This window comes from Thalassobacillus sp. CUG 92003 (genome assembly GCF_013618635.1).
Lineage (GTDB): Bacteria > Bacillota > Bacilli > Bacillales > Halobacillaceae > CUG-92003.
This window is the reverse complement of record NZ_JABLSJ010000002.1, coordinates 421,324-444,271: the sequence shown is the minus strand read 5'-3', so window position 1 is coordinate 444,271 and position 22,948 is coordinate 421,324. Positions and strand designations below refer to the sequence as shown.

General features: G+C 44.5%; 19 protein-coding genes. 8 read left to right on the top strand and 11 right to left on the bottom strand.

Annotated features, from left to right (window positions below; all coding sequences use genetic code 11):
- Positions 1–129 precede the first annotated feature (129 nt).
- The gene (gene cls, locus HOP45_RS04775) at positions 130–1,323 is read left to right on the top strand and encodes a cardiolipin synthase (protein ID WP_181347766.1); all 1,194 of its coding nucleotides are present in this window, start codon (positions 130–132) and stop codon (positions 1,321–1,323) included.
- Here cls and HOP45_RS04770 read toward each other — a convergent pair whose 3' ends face one another.
- The 5 genes from HOP45_RS04770 to speE all read right to left on the bottom strand — a co-directional run bounded on the left by HOP45_RS04770 (position 1,324) and on the right by speE (position 6,085).
- Positions 1,324–1,503, bottom strand: a complete 180-nt coding sequence (locus tag HOP45_RS04770) for a XapX domain-containing protein (protein WP_181347765.1) — start codon at positions 1,501–1,503, stop codon at positions 1,324–1,326.
- Positions 1,504–1,818: 315 nt separating this feature from the next.
- Positions 1,819–3,489: an arginine--tRNA ligase gene (gene argS / locus HOP45_RS04765; protein ID WP_181347764.1), complete on the bottom strand. Its 1,671-nt coding sequence runs from the start codon at positions 3,487–3,489 to the stop codon at positions 1,819–1,821.
- A complete protein-coding gene (locus HOP45_RS04760; protein WP_181347763.1) occupies positions 3,486–3,926 on the bottom strand; it encodes a YwiB family protein in 441 nt (146 codons plus the stop codon). Before HOP45_RS04760 ends, argS begins: the two co-directional genes overlap by 4 nt.
- 451 nt (positions 3,927–4,377) lie before the next feature.
- Positions 4,378–5,247, bottom strand: a complete 870-nt coding sequence (gene speB / locus HOP45_RS04755; protein WP_181347762.1) for an agmatinase — start codon at positions 5,245–5,247, stop codon at positions 4,378–4,380.
- Between the two features lie 10 nt (positions 5,248–5,257).
- The gene (gene speE, locus HOP45_RS04750; protein WP_181347761.1) at positions 5,258–6,085 is read right to left on the bottom strand and encodes a spermidine synthase; all 828 of its coding nucleotides are present in this window, start codon (positions 6,083–6,085) and stop codon (positions 5,258–5,260) included.
- A 156-nt stretch (positions 6,086–6,241) separates the two neighbouring features.
- On the opposite strand from speE, the gene HOP45_RS04745 reads away from it, so the two are divergent.
- The gene (locus HOP45_RS04745) at positions 6,242–8,290 is read left to right on the top strand and encodes a transglycosylase domain-containing protein (protein WP_181347760.1); all 2,049 of its coding nucleotides are present in this window, start codon (positions 6,242–6,244) and stop codon (positions 8,288–8,290) included.
- A gap of 175 nt (positions 8,291–8,465) precedes the next feature.
- On the opposite strand, the gene HOP45_RS04740 is transcribed toward HOP45_RS04745, so the two are convergent.
- Positions 8,466–9,014 (bottom strand): YwhD family protein, encoded by a 549-nt coding sequence (locus HOP45_RS04740; RefSeq protein ID WP_181347759.1) that lies wholly within the window; start codon positions 9,012–9,014, stop codon positions 8,466–8,468.
- Positions 9,015–9,622: 608 nt separating this feature from the next.
- Between HOP45_RS04740 and HOP45_RS04735 the strand changes: the two genes are divergently transcribed.
- Positions 9,623–9,805 carry a 2-hydroxymuconate tautomerase gene (locus tag HOP45_RS04735; protein WP_181347758.1) on the top strand — a complete coding sequence of 61 codons (183 nt, stop codon included), beginning with the start codon at positions 9,623–9,625 and terminating at the stop codon, positions 9,803–9,805.
- A gap of 79 nt (positions 9,806–9,884) precedes the next feature.
- On the opposite strand, the gene HOP45_RS04730 is transcribed toward HOP45_RS04735, so the two are convergent.
- The 4 genes from HOP45_RS04730 to HOP45_RS04715 form a co-directional block, all read right to left on the bottom strand.
- Positions 9,885–11,891 (bottom strand): ABC transporter permease subunit, encoded by a 2,007-nt coding sequence (locus tag HOP45_RS04730; protein ID WP_181347757.1) that lies wholly within the window; start codon positions 11,889–11,891, stop codon positions 9,885–9,887.
- A 33-nt stretch (positions 11,892–11,924) separates the two neighbouring features.
- Positions 11,925–13,916, bottom strand: a complete 1,992-nt coding sequence (locus tag HOP45_RS04725; RefSeq protein ID WP_181347756.1) for an ABC transporter permease subunit — start codon at positions 13,914–13,916, stop codon at positions 11,925–11,927.
- Between the two features lie 331 nt (positions 13,917–14,247).
- A complete protein-coding gene (locus HOP45_RS04720; protein WP_181347755.1) occupies positions 14,248–14,751 on the bottom strand; it encodes a YwgA family protein in 504 nt (167 codons plus the stop codon).
- Positions 14,752–14,764: 13 nt separating this feature from the next.
- Entirely contained in the window at positions 14,765–16,060 is a 1,296-nt protein-coding gene (locus tag HOP45_RS04715) for an HD domain-containing protein (protein WP_181347754.1), read from the bottom strand.
- 368 nt (positions 16,061–16,428) lie between these two features.
- Between HOP45_RS04715 and HOP45_RS04710 the strand changes: the two genes are divergently transcribed.
- From HOP45_RS04710 to HOP45_RS04700, 3 genes are all read left to right on the top strand, one after another.
- On the top strand, positions 16,429–17,358 hold the full coding sequence (locus HOP45_RS04710) for a hypothetical protein (protein WP_181347753.1): 930 nt from the start codon (positions 16,429–16,431) through the stop codon (positions 17,356–17,358).
- A 57-nt stretch (positions 17,359–17,415) separates the two neighbouring features.
- Positions 17,416–18,645 carry an MATE family efflux transporter gene (locus HOP45_RS04705; protein ID WP_181347752.1) on the top strand — a complete coding sequence of 410 codons (1,230 nt, stop codon included), beginning with the start codon at positions 17,416–17,418 and terminating at the stop codon, positions 18,643–18,645.
- Between the two features lie 80 nt (positions 18,646–18,725).
- A complete protein-coding gene (locus HOP45_RS04700; RefSeq protein ID WP_181347751.1) occupies positions 18,726–19,562 on the top strand; it encodes a lipoate--protein ligase family protein in 837 nt (278 codons plus the stop codon).
- A gap of 398 nt (positions 19,563–19,960) precedes the next feature.
- Here the strand turns inward: HOP45_RS04700 and pta are convergent, their stop codons facing one another.
- Positions 19,961–20,935, bottom strand: coding sequence for a phosphate acetyltransferase (gene pta, locus HOP45_RS04695; RefSeq protein WP_181347750.1), 975 nt, complete (start codon positions 20,933–20,935; stop codon positions 19,961–19,963).
- A 664-nt stretch (positions 20,936–21,599) separates the two neighbouring features.
- Here pta and hemQ point away from each other — a divergent pair.
- Entirely contained in the window at positions 21,600–22,343 is a 744-nt protein-coding gene (hemQ, locus tag HOP45_RS04690) for a hydrogen peroxide-dependent heme synthase (protein ID WP_181347749.1), read from the top strand.
- A gap of 172 nt (positions 22,344–22,515) precedes the next feature.
- A complete protein-coding gene (locus HOP45_RS04685; protein ID WP_181347748.1) occupies positions 22,516–22,938 on the top strand; it encodes a cell wall hydrolase in 423 nt (140 codons plus the stop codon).
- The last annotated feature ends 10 nt before the right edge of the window (positions 22,939–22,948 follow it).

Sequence of the window (22,948 nt, the reverse complement as noted above, 5' to 3'; positions counted from 1 at the left end):
AATCGTATACATTAACTATAAATTATGAATGAACATTCAGTCAACATATTTTCGCATAATCACCTTGTCAATTTGACATTTTCGGGAAGACTAACCCTATCTACTCAGAATAAATGGAGCTGAACGACTATGACCCCCATCGTACTCATACTCATTGGTATCTTTCTTTTAATTTTTCTTATCGTTCTGGACTTTAAGACTGGCCGTCGCAATCATCGCCAGCATCAACCGCTTCATATCCTGTATCCCAAACGCACGGGCGATTATCGTTTCTATAAAACCGGTCCTGCTTTTTTTGATGATCTCTTTCAAGACATCCGGGATGCAAAGCAACAGATTGATGTTCAATTTTTCATCGTTAAACAGGACGAATTGAGCCAAGAATTCCTTAGGTTATTGAAACAAAAAGCGAATGAAGGTCTAACTGTGAGACTGTTGCTTGATCGGCTCGGCAGTTCAGGCTTCACAACTGGAATCATTCATCACCTAGAACAATCAGGTATTCAATTTCATTTTATGCAAAAGCCCTCATTCCCCTATTTCTTTTATAAGTTGAACCAGAGAAACCACCGAAAAATCACGGTTATCGACGAACGGATCACGTATACGGGCGGCTTCAATATCGGCAAGGAATACGTCGGCAAAGACGCTATTATGGGAAATTGGCGCGATTATCACATCCGCCTGGTAGGTACAGTCGTAACCGACCTCCATCAGATATTCTTCCACGACTGGCAGCTCACAACTGGAGAAGAGCACCAGCCGAAATCGGACCAGCCATCTGGGCAGCATGACTTTCAAGTATTGGCTACCGATGGTGAGGGGCTGGCGTCTTACTTGTTAGAAGAAATTCAACAGGCAGAACGGGAAATATTAATCAGCTCGCCTTATTTCATTCCGTCTCAAGCTTTAATGGATGCAATAAAACAAGCATGTCAACGAGGCGTGGAAGTAACCGTCTTAGCCCCTTTAAAATCCGACCACCCGTTAGTCAAAGAAGGGGGCATCCCCTTCATGAAAAAACTCGTCCAAGCCGGCGGAAACCTTTATTTGTTTGATAATGGCTTTTACCACGCTAAAATGGTCATGATCGACCAAAAGTCATGTACCATTGGCACAGCGAACTTTGACCAGCGCAGTTTCTTTTTAAATAAGGAAGTCAGCCTTATGACCGGAGACGAAACGCTCATTGAAGATTTAAGGAATCGCTTCTTCCTTGATGCCATTGATGCCATCGTAGTCGATAACCATTGGTTTAAACAACGATCCCTCGGTACCCGGATCAACGTAGTCATCGCCCGTCTGCTGCGCCCGCTTCTCTAATCATTTAATCAGTTCCGAGACGAACGGTCCCACCCAGGTGAATACTTTGAAACCTAAGTAAATGCCGACGATGCCCGCAACGCCTGCGAGCGCTGGCGGGGCCGGGATCGGAAGTTTAAACACGGCAAATAAAAAACCGACGATGAATCCTGTTACTAAAGCAAGGATAATTTCTTTCATCATGACCACCTCTTGGAAACCGCTTTCACTTTTTATTATACATGGGTCTCCCCGTCATGTCGCGGGGAGATTTTGGTGTTTTTTTACTAAATTGCAAAATCGTGAGTGAAGGAACAAAGGCGCAAGCGCCCCGGGAGCTCCGACACGCATAAGCAAAACACCAGGAGGAATGTGGTCTTTCCTTCCGCAGGGTGGGTTGCTTATGTCGCGAGGAGCTGGAGCCGGACGTGGCTTATGAGATATGTTATTCACAGGGCCCAAATTTTATAGCTAAAAAAAGCGTTCCTGATTGTGTGCTTCAGGAACGCTTTCTCCTTACATACGTTCGGGAGCGGAAACGCCAATTAAATGCATCGCATTTGCCAGCGTCGTACGGACAGCTTTCATTAATGCAATCCGTGATTGCGTACGCTCAGGATGTGCTTGATCCAACACTTTTTCCGCATTGTAAAAACTATGAAGGTTTGAAGCCAAGTCAAAACTGTATTGCGTTACACGGTGGGGCATGCGTTTTTCAGCTGCTTCTGCAACGACTTGTGGAAACTCGCCCAGCCGTTTCAGAAGATCAGCTTCTTTTTCAGAGTCGAGCCATTCTCCTGCAAACGGACCGTCTAGCGGGAAGCCTTTTTCTTCTGCCTGGCGCATCATCGTGCAAATCCGGGCATGTGCGTACTGCACGTAATAAACAGGATTATCATTCGATTCAGATCGCGCTAAGTCCATGTCAAAATCAAGGTGGGAATCACATGAACGCATGGAGAAGAAATAGCGCATCGCATCAATGCCCACCTCTTCCATGAGCTCGCGCAGTGTAACAGCTTTACCTGTCCGCTTGCTCATTTTCACTTTTTCACCGTTTTGGAAAAGGTTCACCATTTGAATGATTTCCACTTCCAGCGTGTTTTTATCGTACCCTAACGCTTGAATGGCCGCACTCATACGCGGAATATAACCATGGTGGTCTGCCCCCCAAATATTGACGAGCGTCTGGAATCCGCGGTCAAGCTTGTCCTTATGATAAGCGATATCGGGGGTCAAATACGTGTAAGTCCCATCCTGTTTGATCAAGACGCGATCCTTGTCATCTCCAAAGTCGGTGGATTTGAACCAGGTCGCTCCGTCTGCCTCATAAATGAACCCTTTCTCCTGTAAAACGTGGAGAGCCGCAACGATTTTTCCATCTTGATATAAGGAAGACTCGGAATACCACTCGTCAAACGGCACGCGAAATTCTTCGAGATCACGCTTGATTTTATCCAGTTCAAATTGCAAGCCATACTCACGTAAGTAAGCGTGGCGTTCTTCCTCGTCTGCTTCCGCCCACTTCGCGCCTTGTTCGTTCGCTAAAGTTTGCCCAAGCTCCGTAATGTCCGGACCATGGTAGCCATCTTCCGGCATCGGGAAGTCCTTTCCGAGTGCCTGCATGTAACGCGCTTCCACTGAGCGCACCAAATTCGTGATTTGATTGCCACCGTCATTAACGTAATATTCACGGGAAACCGCGTAACCAGCTTTTTCAAGCACATTACAAAGTGCGTCACCTACCGCAGCCCCTCGCGCATGACCAAGGTGCAAGGTCCCAGTCGGATTGGCTGAGACAAATTCAACTTGTATCGGATGACCCTGACCGACTTGAGAATCGCCATAATGTTCACCGGCCTCTAAAATGTTGGGCACCAGATCAGTGAGATACTGATTGTCCATATAAAAGTTGATGAAGCCAGGCCCCGCGATTTCAATTTGCTTGATCGATGCTTTAGAGTGATCGAATTGATCAACGATATCCTGCGCAATCTCACGCGGATTCTTCTTGGCAATACGAGCCAGCTGCATCGCCATATTCGTAGCATAATCGCCATGACTCTTATCCTTCGGCTGTTCCAACACAACTTCAGGCAACTCATCGCGTCCGGCTAATCCAGCCTTCAGTACAGCTTCAGCAATTTCCGCCTTCAGTTTTTGCTCCGTCTGCTCGACGATATTCATGATAGGTCCTCCCTTTCCAACGTTAACGTCAATCGATGACGTTGCGTAACATCCTGATTTAACGTCAACTGATAATTTATAAACAGCCGCCCCGTATCAGCCTCATTAATCGATCGGTACTCAATCGCATCCGTCCGTGTCTGCATATGGAACACACCATATGGATGGTGATAAGCATTCTCCGTCTCCATTTCCCGTCGAAACGTCTGGTGCATCTGCACCCCACCAGACCGTTTGATGCTCACCTTCTCCGGTTGAATGGTTATCATCGTATCAACCGGTTCCCCATCTTCCGGGTGCTCCCTATATTTAATCACTTCTGTGTTGCCTCGTGCATAAAACCTGCCCGGTTCACTCATTTCAACCGTTTCGTGCTGATCCTCATCTCGGATTTCAGTCTTTAAGTAAACCTGCACAGGTGTTTGAATGGCGCTCATTTGAATCGCTCCTTCACTTCGGATTCAGGAGATTTGTCGTCTACTTAACTCATCCATTATAAAAACTTCACACCAAAAGCGCAAGCATCCTGGCAAATTAGAAGGGGCTTGAACACTTGTTGGAGCGGTTGGCTGGCTGGTTTAGGCGGCTGGAGGGTCCGGCTTGGGTGATGTGCTGGCGGCTTGGGCGATTCTGCACCCTCCTTGGGCGATTCTCTCCACTACTTGGGCGGTTCTCACCCTCGCTTGGGCGGTTCTCCACCTCGCTTGGGCGATTAGGTCCGACTTGGGCGGTTTCACCCTCTGTTTGGGCGATTGTGCGCCTGGCTTGGGCGATTCTCACCTTCACTTGGGCGGTTCTCCACCTCGCTTGGGCGATTAGACCCCGACTTAGGCGAACAACACTTCAGATTAGAGATAAAAAGTCAGGCGCACCTAATGGCGACCTGACTTATCTGAAGCCTAGCAGCATTTCACGAAGAAACTTACTGGCTGCTATTGGTGTCTTTTCACTGGGATCATAGATGGGTGCTACTTCGACTAAGTCCGCTCCTACGACGTTAACGCCGGACCGGGAAATGAGGTGGATGGCTTCGAGCAGTTCTTTGGAGGAGATGCCGCCCGCTTCAGCTGTACCTGTTCCGGGCGCATAGGCCGGGTCCAGGACGTCGATATCCAGGGTGACGTAAACGGGGCGGCCGTCCAAGTCAGGCAGCACCTGTTTCAAGGGATCGGCTACCTCAAATTTCGCCAGATGCATGCCGCTTTCGGATGCGTATTGAAATTCCTCTCTCATGCCGGAGCGGATGCCGAAGGAGTACACATTTTCTGGACCGATCAGCTCACAGACTTTTCGGATAGGTGTGGAGTGTGACAACTCCTCTCCTTCATATTCTTCCCGCAGATCCGTGTGGGCATCGATGTGGATCAGAGCTAGATCAGAATATTGCTTATACATCGCTTTGATGATAGGCCATGTGACAAGGTGCTCCCCTCCGATGCCGAGCGGAAATTTGCCTTTTTCTAAAATGGTAGCGACGTAAGCTTCGATTTGCTCAATGCTTCGTTTTGCATTTCCAAACGGAAGGGGCATGTCCCCTGCATCAAAATAGTTGATTTCCTCCAGGTGGCGATCTAAATAAGGGCTGTACTCCTCAAGCCCTAATGATGCTTCCCGGATACGGTTGGGGCCGAATCGTGAACCCGGGCGGAAGCTGACTGTCCAGTCCATTGGCATACCAAATAAAATCGTATCGGCTGTTTCGTGCTCAGGCTGACTCATGATAAACACTTTGCCAGAGTACGCTTCATCAAATCGCATCGGTATCCTCCTATTCCGTCAAGTCTTTTACAAACTTTGGCAAAACGAAAGAAGCGTTATGCAGTTCTTTTGTGTAGTATTGCGTGTCGATTTCATGGTGGCGCGCCGCATCGATCTGCAGCGGGTCATACAATTTGCTCCCCATGGTAAATGTCCATAATCCACTTGGATAGGTGGGGATGTTAGCGGTATATAATTTCGTGATCGGGAACGTTTCTTTAACATCTCCAAATACTCGGCGGATCAAGTCGGTCTTGAACCAGGGATTGTCGGTCTGGGCTACGAAGATTCCATCTTCTTTCAACGCCTTGGCTATTCCTTCATAGAATCCTTTTGAAAACAAGTTGACTGCCGGTCCGACAGGCTCTGTAGAATCCACTAATATCACATCATAGAGACGTTCGCTCTCAGCGATGTGCATAAAGCCATCAGTCACTTCAACGCGTACCCGTTCATCATCTAAAGCACCGGCTATGGTTGGCAGATAATATTTGGAGTATTCGACGACTTTTCCATCAATTTCAACTAAGACAGCTTGTTCAACGGAAGGGTGCTTTAACACCTCGCGGATGACGCCCCCGTCTCCCCCGCCAACTACCAGTACGGTCTTTGGGCTCGGATGCGTGAATAAAGGGACGTGCGCCAGCATTTCGTGATAGACAAATTCGTCACGTTCAGTCGTCATTACCATATCGTCTAATACGAGCATTCTCCCCCATTCTTTTGTTTCAAGCATTTCAAGCTCCTGATAGTCGGTCTTTTCCTTATGAAGGGTTTTATTGACTTTCGCGGTAATACCGAAGTCCTCCGTCTGCTTCTCTGTAAACCAAGTGGCCATATGATCATACTCCTTTTGAATACTTATCGGGGGAAACAATCAAATTATAAAGAATCCTATCGAAAAAGCAAGCATTTCCCTGAATATGTTTATTCTTTTCATTATTATCACATAATAATAGCAATCTTTCATTTTACATGATAGGCGGGAAAAGGAATGAAGAATCTTTTTCAAACGTGGGGAAAATGGATTCGCCGTGGCTTTAAGACGATGCTTGTTATGACGATACTTGCCATCATTGTGATGACAGGTTTGTTGAGTTATGTCATTTGGCTCGGCCCTCCTTCTCTCGTAACGGATCAAAATACAATTTACTACGGCAGAGACGGTAATATTATCGGTGAAGACCAGGGCGAGACGGATCGGTATTGGGTGGGGATTGATGAGATCCCTGAGGTTATGACCGAAGCCACCATTGCAATTGAAGACCATCGTTTTTACGATCACTTTGGGTTTGACGTGAAACGGATCGCATCTGCCATTATCACTGATTTAAAAGCGATGAAAAAAGTTGAAGGCGCCAGCACGATCACACAGCAATATGCCAGGAATTTATACCTTTCTCATGAAAAATCGTGGAAGCGAAAATTTCATGAAGCGTTGTACGCCGTACGGCTAGAAGTGTTTTATACAAAGGAAGAAATTTTACAGGGGTATTTGAACACGATTTATTATGGGCACGGCGCTTATGGAATCGAAGCTGCCAGTCGTCATTATTTTGATAAAAGTGTCGAGGATATCACCTTGGAGGAAGCAGCCATGCTTGCGGGTATTCCGAAAGGGCCAACCTATTATTCGCCTCTAGTTGATTTAGACAAAGCACATGACAGGCAGGCTCAAGTGCTCGCACAAATGAACACGCACGGGTACATCGATGAGGACGCCGAGGTAGCTGCAGCACAGAAAACGTTGAACTTCAACGAAACGAAAGAAGAAGTGAAAGCAGACGTTGCACCCTATTTCCAGGATACCGTCATTCAAGAGGCACAAGGCATACTGAAGCTTAACCGCGAGGAAATCGAAGCGGGCGGCTACCACATTTACACGACGTTAGATGAAGAACATCAGCAGCGATTAGAAGAGAACGTAGCCGAGCATATCGCAGATGACTCAGAAATCGAAGCGGGCGGTATGGTGATGGATAAATCAGGAGCTGTCACCGCACTCATCGGCGGGCGTGACTACGAGAAGAGTCAGTACAATCGGGCACTCCAAAACAATCGCTCAGTCGGTTCGACGATCAAACCATTTTTATACTACGCCGCCCTGCAACACGGCTATTCCCCAGTCACCGAGCTTGTCAGCGAGCCGACAACGTTTGAGCAGAAGGACGGAGAGGCGTACCATCCTAGCAACTACAATGGGTATTATGCTAAAAAACCGATCACGATGGCACAAGCGTTAGCGTTATCTGATAACATTTACGCGGTCAAAACGAATATGGACATCGGCCCGGACGAGCTTGTTGATACCTTGCATACATTCGGAGTCGAAGGCGATCTGCCTGCTGTGCCTTCCCTGGCACTCGGGACTGCTGGAATCTCGCTCTATGACATGATGACAGGGTATACACGTTTATTAAACGGCTCTGGAGATGTGACGGGACACACGATCACGAAAATAACGGACCGGCTGGGGCACGTACTCTATGAGTATTCCCCTGATATAGAAGAGAAAAATGAAATCGATCCAGATCGTGCGTTTATGGTCACCCACATGATGACGGGAATGTTTGATACCAACTTGAATGGTTATATGAATGTGACCGGCTCAAGTATTGCTAATCAGCTGACCCATCTTTACGGGGGGAAATCAGGCACAACAGAAACGGATAGCTGGATGATCGGATTCAGTCCAGATTATACAGCCGGGATATGGACAGGGTATGATAAAAACCGTGAACTCAAGACGCCTGTGGATGAAGTCTTCGCTAAAAACGTTTGGGCGAACCTTATGGAAGACATACATGAAGATCAGGCCTTAACCACCTTTTCTCCCTCGGACGGTGTGGAGGGGGTATATATCGATCCAGAGAGCGGATTACTCGCTTCGCCTCAGTGCCCTAAACAACGGCTGATTTACATGAGGGAAGAAGATGTACCTAAGAAAACGTGTGACGACCATGAAGGGTCTGATGATCAGGAAATCGAGGATAATTTGAAGAAAGATCCATGGTTCAAGGAAGTTGTCGATTGGTTCTTTTAACAAAAAGAAAGAGACCGAGTGTGTGGCTCGGTCTCTTTTCTGTGTCCTAGTAAACTACGTGCAACACCACGTATTACCATACCTTATATTTTTGCTTGTTATACTCATTTTGTCAATAAAGGAACCGGCCTTGTGCCAGTGAACATTTTGTGAACTTTTTGTCACAAGACTATTATTAATCAAACGCTTGTTTTAATTCTTCTGCGGAGTTCTCCCATAGTTCAGGGTCAAAATCCCGTAGGAAATCTCCTAATATTTGTTTGGAAGCATCATCCATATGATCCACTACAAACTGGCCTTTGAGTGATCTATCCATGTTGTTTACATGTTCAGGCATTGATTTGAAACCGCGGCGTATTTCACGGTCTACGACAAGTTGACAACTGCCGACTCCGGCATAAAAGCCACCTTTCTCATTTTTATCGACCGTGACCCACACGATCCAGTAAATCTTCCCGTTCGGTACTTCGCTGCGATCTTTTATAAACTTGATACGTTTTTCAGGTGCACTGCGCGCGTGTAAAGCCCCCATATCGATATAGGCCTTTTCCTCGTTGGGATCCACGATGACGGGTGACACATTTTCCAGGCTGACCGACCCGACGCCATATCCACCATGTCCGTCGGTGGAATCATCCTTCAGAATAGTAAACTGGTTTTTCTTTTTTTGACCTTCTTCTTCTGTATTGTTCTTATCATTTTTAAATTGATCAAATTCTTTCATGGTTTACGTTTCCTCCTTTTATCTAGCGCTGGTATGTCTCATTTTAACATAGGAAAAATGGTCTTTTCATGAAGCGCATCTTATCCTGAGAACATTTCTTTCTTTAATGGGAAGGAATCACTGAGAGAGACGGCGAAATATGGGGTGATCTATCTATAAGAAAGGCTCTGTTGAATCTCAGTGTTGACTGGTTTCTAACTGCCACTCAGAATGTTTAGTCCGTTACGGCAGAAAGGCTTAGGTTGGCTGGGTAATAACTCGCTTTCCTGCGGGGAACCGCCGAGCCTCCTTGTTCGCTACGCTCCCTGTGGGGTCTCGCCGAGCTCCTTTTCCCGCGGGAGTCTCGTCATTACCCAGCCAACCTATCTTTATATTAGTGAACGGACCTTCTTATAAGGGGAAAAGGTTCACACCTGGTCAAATGCGCTTCCGAAACAACTATAGTATTACGCTTGAGGTAATTCATCCTCCGCAGGAAAGCGAGTTGTTTCAAAGCCATCCTTAACATTTATATGTAAACGAACTACCTCTACCTCGTGACCGAGTCTTACAAGAAGATCAGTCAACGGCACCATTTAACAGAGCCGATAAAAAGGGGAGTTCGTGTGATGCCTATTGTTACTGTGCAATTGTTAGAAGGACGTACAGATGATCAAAAGCAAGCGCTTGTCCGTGAAGTAACGAACGCCGTCACTGAAACGACCGGAGCGAGAAAAGAAGCTGTCAACGTTGTTATTGATGAAATGGCACCATCCAACTACGCGGCAGGCGGCAAACGTCCCGTCGACTAAAAATTATATGCTGGCAGGCAGCCAAAACCCCCGCGGTTCGTAACGTGAACCCGGGGGTTTTGGCTGTGTCCAATTGTGGCTATAAATACGAATTATGCGTTCGACGCCGGTCCAGTCGTTCAAAATCATGTACCCCTGGACTTTCCGTGACAGCTTCCTTTTGTTTCTCCTGCTTTGACCGCCATGCTTTAAGCCGTGACCACCAATGTGAACGTTCGGTGGAAACGCCCACGCGCACTTGCTGAACATCTTTTATTCCTTTAATGATCATTTGCATCGCCAGGATCAACAGCATAAACCCCACCAGTGCCGGAATGATGTACCACCACCTCCCGGTCATCAAGGAATTTTTGGAGGCTCCGATTAAACCTGACCATTCATAAGTCGTCGATTGAGGTGGATCTGGAAAATCTGGATCATAACTGACTTTAGTCCCGCCGAAATAAAGGTTGAACAAACCGAGATGAATAAAAATAAGCAAGGTTTGGATGAATTGCTGACCGAACACGATCCCTATACGAGCACGAAGGTGAGGCAATAGGTGACGCCTTAATAAATGGAGGGAGCTGCCTCCAAGCACCTTTGTACTAGCAACGAATTCCTGTCTCATGAGAAGCCTCATTTCATTTCCGAATAAAGTCATCATCAAAGGGAGAACGAGAATGGCCAGCACAAGGATCTGGTATACAATCCTTTCTGACTGAGATGTGGTAAACCCTCCTTGCGGCATCCATAACACAGGATACAACAAGAGGAATGCGATGATGGTAAGCGGGAGAAAGTGCATACTGTCTACAATTTTATCAATAGGGCCTCTGACTTTTTCAGGCAGGAAAAAAGCATAGGGAATCGCCAGCAAAAAACCGAAAAAGACTCTTAATAAGGCGATTAACAGCGCAAAGATGATCGTATACTTAGCCCCCACGACCAATTGATCAAAAATACTGAATCCCAGCTCACTCGTCCCTAAAAATAAATACGCCGGACTATGTGGTGCAGAACTCACCAGTTCACCCTCATCATTGTATATCTGAAAATATTGATCGATAAGCGGTTCAGCGGTAAACGTGTAAACGATACTCCAAACTAACAGGCCACCTATCAGGAAAAAACCACATAAAAATGGTACATTCTTAAAGTAAGCGAAACTGTCCTTGAAAGCAGTTCGCAAGCCAGGTTTTCTAACCCGCCAAAAGGTTCCCTCAGCAAACCGATTCATTTTAACAGGCTGGGCTTGTGGCATTTTGCCTTCTTTAAAGAGGAACAATTCAATCCCCTGGTAGATAACAAAAAAAGGAGTGAAGATCATTAACAATATTCCTGCTGTCGCAATAGGTGTGAAGCCATCAATAAAATACGTGGTGATGCCGTTGATATTGAATATGTATTCGATGACAAGCAAGCTCGAAAGCGCTGCCCATACAATGACCTTTGAATGATAGAAAATGTTTTTCATGATGTTCCGCAACATGTGGACATTGATAATTGTTAACGCCTCAAGACCCTTACTCCTCGCTAAACTGACATAAGGCTTCGTCATTTCTTCTTCCAATAGTAGAAGGATTAACTTATAGAATGACACCATCGGCACAATGGCTAACGTCACGATGGGGAGCCAATAAATCTTTTCCTGCCCCACTGTAGCCACTTGCATGACCAGGATATCCGTTTGTTTATACATATACACGATAAGCATTTGGATCATGACGGCAAGCAGCAAATCGGGCAGCGCCTCCAAAATATTCAATAGCTTCGTTACCACACTTTTCGCCCACTTCGGGAGGAACAAGGTCCCGAGGGCAAGTAAAAATGCCATAACGAGGGCAAGCACGACGCCGCCTAAAAAGAGCGTCATTGAATACGAGTAAGGATCCCACAGAAATTGAAATAAAGGCTCATGGCTACCTTTATAGACATACAGCCAATCTTCAGGATGGAAGGCTGTTCCCACTAATTTGGCCAGTCCTTCTGTGTAAGCCGAGATGTTAAAAAACTGACCATTCTTGAATAAGGCAGGCGCTGCACTGATTAACATGATGCCTGCAACACCCAGTATAAAATTCCCGATAAATGTCAGTAGTCTCACATCTCCCCCCCCTTTCAATCACCATTGAAACCTTTAACCATGCCTGGAGTGTTCTGAATTCATAAACACTAGATCGGACTCAGCTGGCTGCTTCTCAGGTGCTTTTTCAGAGGTTTTCTTGCGATTGAAAAGACGTTTCAGCCAGCCATTTTGCTCAATCGGAACGCCTACACGTTGCTGTTGCACCTCTTTAATTCCTTGGATGATAAACTGCATCGCCACGATTAGAATCATAAAACAAATCAAGGCGGGGACGACAAGCCACCACTGCCCTGTCATCAATGAGTTTTTTGCAGCACCAATCAAACCGGACCATTCGTATGTCGTCGATTGCGGTGGATCCGATTGCATGGGGCTGTAATCCACATCCGTTCCTCCGAAATAGAGCGAGAAAACACCGAGGTGGATAAAGACGAGTAACGTTTGAATGAATTGCTGACCGAAAAGTACGCCTAAGCGCGCACTTAAATGCGGGAGTAAATGACGCCATAACAAATGAACCGAACTACCTCCCAAAATTTTCGTACTCATCACAAACTCTTCTTTCATGATGAGTTTCATTTCATTACCTAAGAGGGTCATCACAAGGGGTACAACGAGAATTGTCAGAACGACCAATTGGTATATGATCCTTTCAGTCTCCGTCGTTTCAAACCCGCCCTGCGGCATCCATAGCACCGGACGAAGCAGAATTAAGGCGATAACCGTAAGCGGTAGAAAATGCATGCTATCAACAAGTTTTTCAACAACCCGCTGTATGTTACTCGGCAGGAAAAAGGCAAACGGAACCGCCAGGATAAATCCGAGCACGATCCGAAGCAGCGCAATGATCAACGCAAAAAATATCGTATATTTTGCTCCTACTAAGAGTTGATCAAACACGTGGTATCCAAGTGGATTTGTGCCAAGAAAGAGGTGCTCATGTGAAATAGGGGCTGCACCTACTAACCTATCGTGATCATCATACACATGAAAGGTTTGCTCAACCAGCGGTTCCGCTGTCCATGTATAGATGATACTGGTCAGCAGCATCCCCCCTATAATGACAAAACCAAAGAGGAACTTCACATTTTTAAAATGCGCAAACACCTCTTTCAGCGTCCGTTTGAACCACTTGCCGCCCGGTTTAAAGCTCGGCCTGCCCATGAAGCGGTTCATTCTTAAATTCGCCTCTTCAGCTACGTCCCTCTCCTTGAACACAAACGTTTCCACGCCTTGATAGAAAAGGAAAAACGGCGTGAATAGCATAAACAGAATGACCAACGTTACAATCGGACGAAAATCTGCCTGAAACGCTGAGGTGATCCCATTGATATTAAATATGTATTCGATGATCAACAAGCTTGATAGGGCCGCCCACATAATGATCTTAGAATGATAGAATACACTCTTAGTTATATTCCGCAGCACATGCACATTTAAAATGACGTAATGCTCAAGCCCTTTACTTTTAGCCATGCTGACATAAGATTTGGTCATTTCTTCATCTATTTGCATCAAAATCACTTTATACAGTGAAATCATCGGCAAAACAGCAAGCGCTATAATCGGCAGCCAATAGATTTTTTCCTGCCCAAGGGTTGTAAATTGGGCGACAAGCACGTTCGTCTGCTTATAAATAAAAACGATGAACAATTGAATGCTGAAGGCGAGCAGTAAATCAGGGATGGCTTCGAATATATCCAGCACTTTCGCCAACGGCTTTCGGGCCCATGATGGGAGAAAAGTTGTAGAAAGCGCTAAGATAAAGGCGATGAAAAAACCGAGCAGGATGGCCCCTAAAAATATCGTCATTGAATAGGAATAAGGCTCCCACAAAAACGTCAGTAACGGCTCAGGCTGGCCTTTAAAATAATAGACCCACTCTCCAGGAGCGAACAGTTTACTAATTAATTCCCCGAGCGCCTGCGTATAGCCGACTATATTAAAAAAACTGTCGTTCTGAAACAAGGCAGGAGAAGGACTGATTAATAGAATGCCAACCATCCCCAGCACATAGTACCCTAGAAACTTTAACAACCTCATAATGACCCCCCAAGAAACGTATCTATTTATATTGCTTTATTTTAAATGAGTATTGCAAAATTTACAATTATCTGATAAAAATTGGTGAATCATGGCGACTTTTTTCCTTTATCCCCCTACAAAAACGGGTTATGAATCATACTATAGACGATATTCATCTATGCAAAGTCCCAATACTTCTATTAATTTTCCCATCATTTCTGCAAGAGATCCTAGCCGTATCCTCGGTCGCTTCTTTCCCCAAACTCATTGGGCACATAACAAAAAAACGCTTGGACATTAAATCCAAGCGTTCTCATTTACTCTTTATTTGTAATCCGTGCCGTACATGTTACGCTCCGATTTGGCGTAATTGAGCGATAAACGCCCATGCCTCAGCTATATCCTCTTCATTGTAATTCTGCTTCCCTTTAACAGTGAAGACTTTTTCAGTAATTTCCGCTTTAGGCAGCTGCTCAAAGAACAACAGCGTTGACACCAACTCAAGAAAGCGGGAACTTTTCTCTTTCATCAACTGGATATGACGGTTCATCGGCGGGAGGTCCATATGGTAATGGTCAAGAAACTCACATCCAGCGTCCGTCAGTTGATAGCGATATTGAGAATAGTTCTTTTTGTCTTCCTTTATTTCGTTGAGGAAACCGAGGTTCCCCATCTCTTCGATTCTTAATGTCAATTCTTCTGAGTACGGGCCGTAAAAATGAAATTGATAGCGTTCCTCGAAAGGGATATCACACTTTTTCAGTATGTAGATCATTTTTTGTAGTCGTTTCCGACCGATTATCTCATCACTATTTGAAAAAAACTGCATTAGCTTGGCATGCTTTTCAAGCATTCGTGCTCAGCTCCTATTCGAACAATATTTCCATGATCCGTTTTTTCGTTTTACTTCGATCCGACATCTCTTCCAGGCGGTCAAGGGGGAAGTAGAGTTTATGGTCGGTCCGTTTTTTTCCGGAAATCGATTCAACAATCTCTGATTCCCGTGAGAGTTCTTTCAATTCCTGATTCGGCATCAACAAATGAATCGGCAGACGTTCGCCTTCTTCACCCGGACGGTAAAAGTCATATGGAAGGTCAGAACTTGAATCAACAACTAAATAGTAATCGGGATTCAGACCTGCTTTTGTAAACAGGCGGTATAATTCCATCCATGCATTCATTTGCAGGTTAGGATTAAATTCAATGTATTTGAACAAGCGGCGGTTCACGAAGCGTTCACATAAGTCGCTTAAAATCGCGTCATCTTCATTCACCCATATTTGAAAGTAGTACATCGCAATCGATTCATCGAGTTCCAAATACTCTTGTAGACTGGGTGACTCTGAGAAAAACGAGACAAAATGAGTCGGCTTCAGTTTGAACGTGTAACCTTCCTCGTAAAGCTCCTTGGCTCGATGAAGGATTTTGGATAGAATCACTTCGGCACTACGGGTAACGGGGTGAAAGTAAACTTGCCAGTACATTTGATAACGGCTCATAATATAGTCTTCTACCGCATGCATCCCGCTCTGCTTCACAACCACCTGGTCCTCCATCGGTCGCATGACACGCAGAATCCTTTCCATATCAAAATGACCGTAGCTCACTCCCGTGAAGTAAGCATCACGCTGGAGATAATCCATACGGTCCGCATCGATCTGACTGGAAATCAAACTGACGACCAATTTATTATGGTACGTTTTATTGATGATATCAGCAACGTTTTGCGGGAAGCCTTCATCGACTTGAGATAGAATTTTATTAATTTTGGTATCCCCTAATATAACAGCCTGCGTGAAATCCTCATGATCAAGTTTGAAGACTTTTTCAAATGAATGTGAAAATGGACCATGTCCTAAATCGTGCAGGAGCGCTGCACAAAGACATAGTAACCGTTCATCAGGATTCCAATTCGGACGATCGTGAAAATTATCTAAAATACGACGGACAATTTCATAGACACCGAGCGAGTGGTTAAACCGACTATGCTCTGCGCCATGAAAGGTCAAATAAGAAGTCCCGAGCTGCTTGATACGCCGAAGCCGCTGAAATTCAGGAGCCCCGATCAAATCCCAAATGACTTGATCCCGAACGTGGATGTAGCGATGGACAGGATCTTTAAATACCTTTTCTTCACTTAATTTTTCATCGCGGTACGCCATGGCGTTAATCCTTTCTGACGACATTTTCTTCTATTATATACCTTTTCCCACTTTTAAAAAACGGCTTGACAATTAAGTTTGTTTTCCCTGAACAGTTAGGGTACCCTTCTTTCCCTCGAGATCAATTCTATAGCATCAGTCACAATAACGGTGTAACTTAGCATTTAAAATGCACATAACTCCCGCAAAGCTATTTTAGAGCATGATTCTAATGAAAGTTAGTCTATGATATAATCAATCAATGAATCGAATTGAACGTTTCTCTCGACGCTATTAATCCACACTTGTAACGGCCATCTTACCGATAATTGAATTCGCCCATAAAAACGTTGCACTCTGACGAACCTATTTACGGGAGGTAAATCACCATGGAGAGTAAACAAAAGATTGTGCATATTGGTTACCATAAAACAGGCACTACTTTCTTGCAGAATGTCTTATTCCCAGAACACCCGGAAATTTTCTATGTAAACAGACCGATCACGCAACGGCTTTTTTTAAGAATCGGCTCGTTGTTTTTTGATGTAGAGAAAACAAAAAAGGAAATCAACCGCTTATTAGAACAGCTTGATCCAAACCAAAAAGCGCTTGTTTTCTCTGATGAAGAACTTTCCGGTAACATCCATACAGGCGGGAATGGCGGCTATTTGTCAAAAGAAGTAGCCGACCGTATTTATAAAACCATGCCGGATGCCCATATTGTCATCACTGTTAGAAACCAGGTCAGTATGATCGATTCTGTTTACAAACAATACGTCAAAAAGGGGGGCACGTTCGGCTTAAAAAAATACCTCTATGACAATGGCGGTGCGAACCATCGCTTCCCTCAATTTTCATTCACGCACTTTGAATATGATCAATTGATAAACTACTACATCAAACTGTTTGGTCCTGACAACGTACACGTGTTTATTTATGAGAAAGCTAGAAAAGACCGAGAATATTATAACAATATGTTGGAAGAACTGGGCTTATCCAGGTTAGAGGATTTAAATAAACTTGTGGACAAGCAAGAGAACCCGAGTTACTCCACCATTTCTTTACGGATCGCTCGAATTTTCAACCATTTTTACGGTAAAGATCCAATCAATAAAAAAGGGATCATGAATCTACCTTTATTATATAAAGGCATGAAAAAAATCCTGTATAAATTTGAGCTCTCTAACATCATCAACTCGAAAAAAAGCAGTTTAGATAAATCCACTGAGCAATATATTAAAGAGTATTATAAGGAAAGCAACCGAAACCTTGAAGCAATCGTAGGAGACGACCTGTCTAAATTTAACTATCCCAAATAGTTCATACTCGTAAACCATACTGGCACTATGTACGGTAAGTACAATGGAGGCGTACCCATGTCGTTTAAAGATATCATCACGTATTTCAAACAAAGCAATTTTTTACAAAAGTTAGTTGAATCATTCTTCGGTAGAATTTCCTACATGATTTTTTCTTTATTATTTTCCTTAATATGTACAAGGATTTACGGGGTCGAACTATTTGGAGTATACACGCATGCTTTTACAATAGTCACGATCCTTATGATCGTTGCCAGAGCAGGCCTTGATAATGGGATGATGTATTCCATTCCAAGAAATAAGTATTTGCATGTCTCATTCAGCTTTGTGGTCAATTTTATTCTTGCGGTTGGCTTAACGATTATTGGCGGGTTTATATACAACGATCCGTATATTTGGTTTGTACTGCCTTTAATTTGGCTGGTTTCTTCAGAGCAACTGTTCTTTGCTTTATACCGCACTGAGGGAAAAATCAAAGAATTCTATTTTATCAATGGGTTTATGGCCATTTTGCTGAGGGTAGTCTTTGTCATCCTATGCTATTTCCTGATTGGGCAAAACGAATACAGTATTGCAATCGCTGTTTATCTATCGTTCTTATTCTCAAATCTCATTTATATCCTTCATCAAAAGGGCAAGTTTCAAAAAATTCATTTTGATATGGGGCACTTAAAATATTCATTTCCTTTACTTTTTGCAACATTGATGGCAACCATCATCAATAAAGTCGATATTTTAATGCTCGGAAGCATGGCCACCAAGCAAGATGTTGGCGTATATCAGATTACGTTTCAAATCTCTAGTACGATCTCCATATTCTTGTTTGTATTCAATACCGTGTTTGCTCCTAAAATAGCAGACTTATATCATAACAATAAACTTGAAGAGTTAAGACGAATTTATGTCAACTCGACACGGGCTTTAGCCGCCCTGGCTGCCCTATATTTTGCTACCATCGTCATCTTTGATGATTTTATCCTATGGGTCTTTGGCGAAGAAGTAGTGGCAGGAAAAACAGCTTTGCTTATGAGGAATGTGGCGCAACTCATAAACGTTGCTGTTGGCAGTGTATGGCTGATGTTATCAATGACAGGGAAGCCCAAATTTCAAATGTATGCTAATTTTTGCGCTGTCATTATGAATATTGCTTTGAATTTTGTATTAATACCTGAATATGGCATTAACGGAGCAGCATTTGCGAGCATGGTTGCTATTCTATTCACCAATATAGCAGGTTATATCGTAGTTTCAACTCGATTTAAGGTAAAGGTTTACAAATACATCTGAGTCAGCCTTGGCCCCAAACGCAGGAAAGTATTCCTGCCCATACATCAGCTCGGTTATTGAACGTTAAAGGAGCAGAAGACATGACAACGATCCACCCATTATTAACACCATCACACTATCGATTCATAGATCAAAGTGAGCTTGGTCCTGACTTTTCACCTTTACACTCATTTGCAGCAGATGACGCGTTATCCATTTCGGTAGGAAATCACACCTCCCCCACCACTGCCCGGATATGGGTTCATGATAAAACGGTCGTGCTCGGCATCCCGGATGCACGGCTTCCTTACATCTCTGAAGCTGTTGATTACTTGGAGTCAGAAAACTATCGTGTCATTGTCCGTAATTCAGGGGGACTTGCCGTCCTATTGGATGAAGGTGTACTAAACCTCTCCCTCATCTTCCCTGACTCCAAAGAGGTCAATATTCACGAAGGCTATAACGCCATGGTGGACTTTACGCGTTATGTGTTCAGAGATGTGACAAATGACATCGAAGCCTATGAAATCCCCGACTCCTATTGTCCCGGCACCTATGACCTCAGCATTAACGGGAAAAAATTCGCCGGTATTTCACAACGCCGGGTCAAACAGGGGTCAGCTGTACAAATTTACCTTGATGTCACCGGAAGCGGAAAGGAACGCGCACGGATACTGAAACGATTTTACGAAATCGGAAAGAAAGAAGCCGCGACCCGCTTTGAGTACCCTGAAATCAATCCCGAGGTCATGGCCTCGATGAACGAATTGCTCGGAAAAAATTGGACCGTTCGCGACGTAAGAAACAGAATTTTATCTGCACTGCAAGAGCTGTCAGGGGAACTCACTTCCTATTCGCTTAACGAAGACGAACACAAAGACTTTGAAAAACGATTGGCACACATGATCGACCGCAATCATAAAGCATTACGAGCATAAGCGCCTCGTTTCACCCAATTTTTTTAACCGTACTATGTTTGTTGTTGATTGTTCATAAAAACATTCTTTCATAATGGCAAAAAAGCAAAATTTATAAAAAATGAACGCTGAGATTTATCTGAGCCACGAACATTGGAACGTATATTAAATCAACTCTGCTCATGAGCGTAGTCAAAACACGAAGACTCCTACTGGAACAGCGCGAGCCGAAGATCCCGCAGGAAAGCGTTTTTTGCTTTCTGAGGAAGCTGAGGCCGTGCCCGTGGAAAGCGGAGTGTTTTGGCGGAGCGGTTATGGAACGTCTTCCTTGAAACACAAAAATTCCGAACAATTTCGTTGGGATTGTTCGGAACTTTTGTGTTTTATTCAGTTTTGTCCCAGTCTCTAATTCGTATGAGTTAATCAAGAGATTGAGCAGCTGTAATAATCGCTAACTTATACACATCATCGGAATGGCACCCGCGAGAAAGATCGTTAACCGGCTGATTCAACCCTTGCAAAACTGGACCAACGGCATCAAAGTTGCCTAATCTCTGGGCAATTTTATAACCAATATTCCCAGCTTCCAAGCTCGGAAAAATAAACGTGTTGGCTGCGCCTTTCAATGGAGAATCTGGAGCTTTCTTTTCTGCCACAGAAGGCACGAACGCAGCATCGAATTGAAACTCGCCGTCAATCACGAGATCGCGGTTTTGTTCTTGGGCCAATTTGACCGCATCAGTCACTTTTTCGGTTTCCGGTGATTGCGCCGACCCTTTTGTGGAAAAGCTTAGCATCGCGATTCGCGGATCTACATCAAATAGTTCAGCGGTTTCAGCACTAGCTAATGCGATTTCAGCAAGGTCTTGGGCGTCCGGGTTCATATTAATGGCGCAATCAGCAAACACATACTTTTCTTCATCCCGCACCATGATGAACACGCCAGAGGTTTTCTTTATACCAGGCTTTGTCTTAATGATCTGCAGCGCCGGCCTTACGGTATCCGCCGTGGAATGAGCCGCACCGCTGACAAGACCATCAGCTTCCCCCATATAAACAAGCATAGTGCCGAAATAGTTCTCATCCTGAAGCAAATCTCTGGCTTCTGTTTCGGTGACTTTGCCTTTTCTTCTGTCTACAAAGCTTGCCACCATCTCGTCTATCTGACTGTAACGTTTCGGATCTAATATATCGGATGTGGCGATGTCAATTTCCAATTCATTAGCTTTCTGTTGCACTTCTTTCTTATTTCCAATTAGTACAGGTTTCAGCGTTCCTTCTGCTCCTAATTTCCCGGAAGCTCTTAAGATACGCTCATCCAACCCCTCTGGAAACACAACTTTCTTGTTCTCTGGTTGTATTTTTTCTTTCAATATATCGAAAAGATCGCTCATACTTTTACCTCCCATATGATTTCTGTTATATATGATAATACCTTTTGTGTATTATGAAAAGTTATAAATGTTCCCGAGTACTGTTACTCTATAAAGAGATAGGGGGTGGATTTGAAACTACTCGCTTTCCTGCGGGGAACCGGCAAGCCTCCTCGCTCGCTACGCTCCCTGTGGGGTCTCGCCGAGCTCCTTTTCCCGCGGGAGTCTCGCAGTTTCAAATCCACCCCCATCGACATGATACGCTCCCACATAGAAGATGCTTTTTTTCAGCGGCATACGGAGTAAAACTGAGCTGGAGGATATAAAGGATACCTGAGAATGACGTGACTCGACTCCTCATACAGAAACGAGGGAGGATTTTAACAGTATCTAAAGCCTTTACTTGCCCGTTTCCCCGCGAAAAGATAATTGTTTCAAATCCACCCCCTCTCTTCTTTAGGATAACGGCCCCTCATTCACGCCCTAGTTAAAACATAAGAACACAACAGGTGTAATATTCTTGGACGCCTCCCTATTAGCTTGCCCTTTTCTTACCTGCTTGATCATTGTTCAAGAAGTTGTCATGCGTATTGAAGCGGTCCGGACTGATACAGCAATCCTGTTTGTGTTATATTAACATGAGAATCAATTAAGTAATGAATGCTATAAAGGAGCGAATGCACTTATGCCTGAAGCCGTTGTAACATTTGATGGATGGTATTGCTTACACGATTTTCGTTCAATGGATTGGACTGCATGGAAACACGCATCAAGCGAAGAACGCGAGCAAGCCATTTATGAGTTCCAGCAACTGATCGGAAAATGGGAGCAGACTGAAAAGAATAAACAGGGCAGCCACGCTTTATACTCGATCGTGGGCCAGAAAGCTGATTTCATGATGATGATTCTTCGCCCTACGATGGAAGAACTGAATGAAATCGAGACCGCGTTTAATAAATCAAAGCTGGCCGAATTTACAGCGCCACGCTATTCATACGTCTCCGTCGTTGAGCTCTCAAATTATATGGGCAGTGATAAAGACCCGGACACTGATCCGGAGATGCAGGCCCGCTTGAAACCGATCCTTCCCAAATGGAATCATATCTGCTTTTATCCTATGGACAAGCGCAGACAGGGAAATGATAATTGGTACATGCTAGAGAAGGACGAACGCGGCAAGCTCATGTACGCCCACGGGATGACCGGGCGTCAATATGCCGGGAAAGTGCGTCAGATTATTACGGGCTCAATCGGGTTTGATGACTGGGAATGGGGCGTGACGCTCTTCGCTCACGATGTTCTACAGTTCAAAAAGCTCGTTTACGAAATGCGTTTTGATGAAGTCACCGCACGTTACGGAGATTTCGGTTCGTTTTATATTGGAAATTTACTACAACCGGAAGCTGTACCACAATTCTTACATGTATAATGGACGATACCCGTCCGGTCAGATGCTCAATCTGACCGGACTTTTTTATGGCTTAAAACCAGTAAACGCTCCTAATAAGACTCCCCCTGGCTAAATTTTTTCATAAGGAGGATAAGCGTCACATATAGTGTTAGAGAAGCTGCGTATTGAACGTACGAAGTGGGGTGACTCAGTGGCTGTCATTGCTTATAACCAAGCAGACTTGAAGCTTTTAGCAAGGCTGATGCGTGCAGAGGCTGAAGGAGATGGAAGACTTGGCATGCTTATGGTGGGAAACACGGGCGTAAACCGCGTGCGTGTTGATTGTCTTGACTTCAGCAACATTACCTCTGTTCGTCAGATGGTCTTTCAGAGTCCCGGAGGCTTCGAGGCAACACAAAAAGGTTACTTCTATCAGAGAGCCAGAGAAAAGGATAAACGTTTAGCCAAAAAAGTCGTCATGGGCAAACGTTATCACCCAGCAACAAACTCACTGTGGTTTTTCAGACCAGACGGCGCCTGCCCGGAACAATGGTATGGGCAATGGAATGTAGGGCGTTATAAGTCTCACTGTTTTTATGCCCCTACGCGCTCGGAATGTGGTCAGGTCTATTAATACGAGAAAT

Bases quoted from the DNA above. Each gene is read 5' to 3' on its own strand.
- cls (WP_181347766.1), top strand. From the start codon at position 130: ATGACCCCCATCGTACTCATACTCATTGGTATCTTTCTTTTAATTTTT.
- HOP45_RS04770 (WP_181347765.1), bottom strand. From the start codon at position 1,503: ATGAAAGAAATTATCCTTGCTTTAGTAACAGGATTCATCGTCGGTTTT.
- argS (WP_181347764.1), bottom strand. From the start codon at position 3,489: ATGAATATCGTCGAGCAGACGGAGCAAAAACTGAAGGCGGAAATTGCT.
- HOP45_RS04760 (WP_181347763.1), bottom strand. From the start codon at position 3,926: ATGAGCGCCATTCAAACACCTGTGCAGGTTTACTTAAAGACTGAAATC.
- speB (WP_181347762.1), bottom strand. From the start codon at position 5,247: ATGCGATTTGATGAAGCGTACTCTGGCAAAGTGTTTATCATGAGTCAG.
- speE (WP_181347761.1), bottom strand. From the start codon at position 6,085: ATGGCCACTTGGTTTACAGAGAAGCAGACGGAGGACTTCGGTATTACC.
- HOP45_RS04745 (WP_181347760.1), top strand. From the start codon at position 6,242: ATGAAGAATCTTTTTCAAACGTGGGGAAAATGGATTCGCCGTGGCTTT.
- HOP45_RS04740 (WP_181347759.1), bottom strand. From the start codon at position 9,014: ATGAAAGAATTTGATCAATTTAAAAATGATAAGAACAATACAGAAGAA.
- HOP45_RS04735 (WP_181347758.1), top strand. From the start codon at position 9,623: ATGCCTATTGTTACTGTGCAATTGTTAGAAGGACGTACAGATGATCAA.
- HOP45_RS04725 (WP_181347756.1), bottom strand. From the start codon at position 13,916: ATGAGGTTGTTAAAGTTTCTAGGGTACTATGTGCTGGGGATGGTTGGC.
- HOP45_RS04720 (WP_181347755.1), bottom strand. From the start codon at position 14,751: ATGCTTGAAAAGCATGCCAAGCTAATGCAGTTTTTTTCAAATAGTGAT.
- HOP45_RS04715 (WP_181347754.1), bottom strand. From the start codon at position 16,060: ATGGCGTACCGCGATGAAAAATTAAGTGAAGAAAAGGTATTTAAAGAT.
- HOP45_RS04710 (WP_181347753.1), top strand. From the start codon at position 16,429: ATGGAGAGTAAACAAAAGATTGTGCATATTGGTTACCATAAAACAGGC.
- HOP45_RS04705 (WP_181347752.1), top strand. From the start codon at position 17,416: ATGTCGTTTAAAGATATCATCACGTATTTCAAACAAAGCAATTTTTTA.
- HOP45_RS04700 (WP_181347751.1), top strand. From the start codon at position 18,726: ATGACAACGATCCACCCATTATTAACACCATCACACTATCGATTCATA.
- pta (WP_181347750.1), bottom strand. From the start codon at position 20,935: ATGAGCGATCTTTTCGATATATTGAAAGAAAAAATACAACCAGAGAAC.
- hemQ (WP_181347749.1), top strand. From the start codon at position 21,600: ATGCCTGAAGCCGTTGTAACATTTGATGGATGGTATTGCTTACACGAT.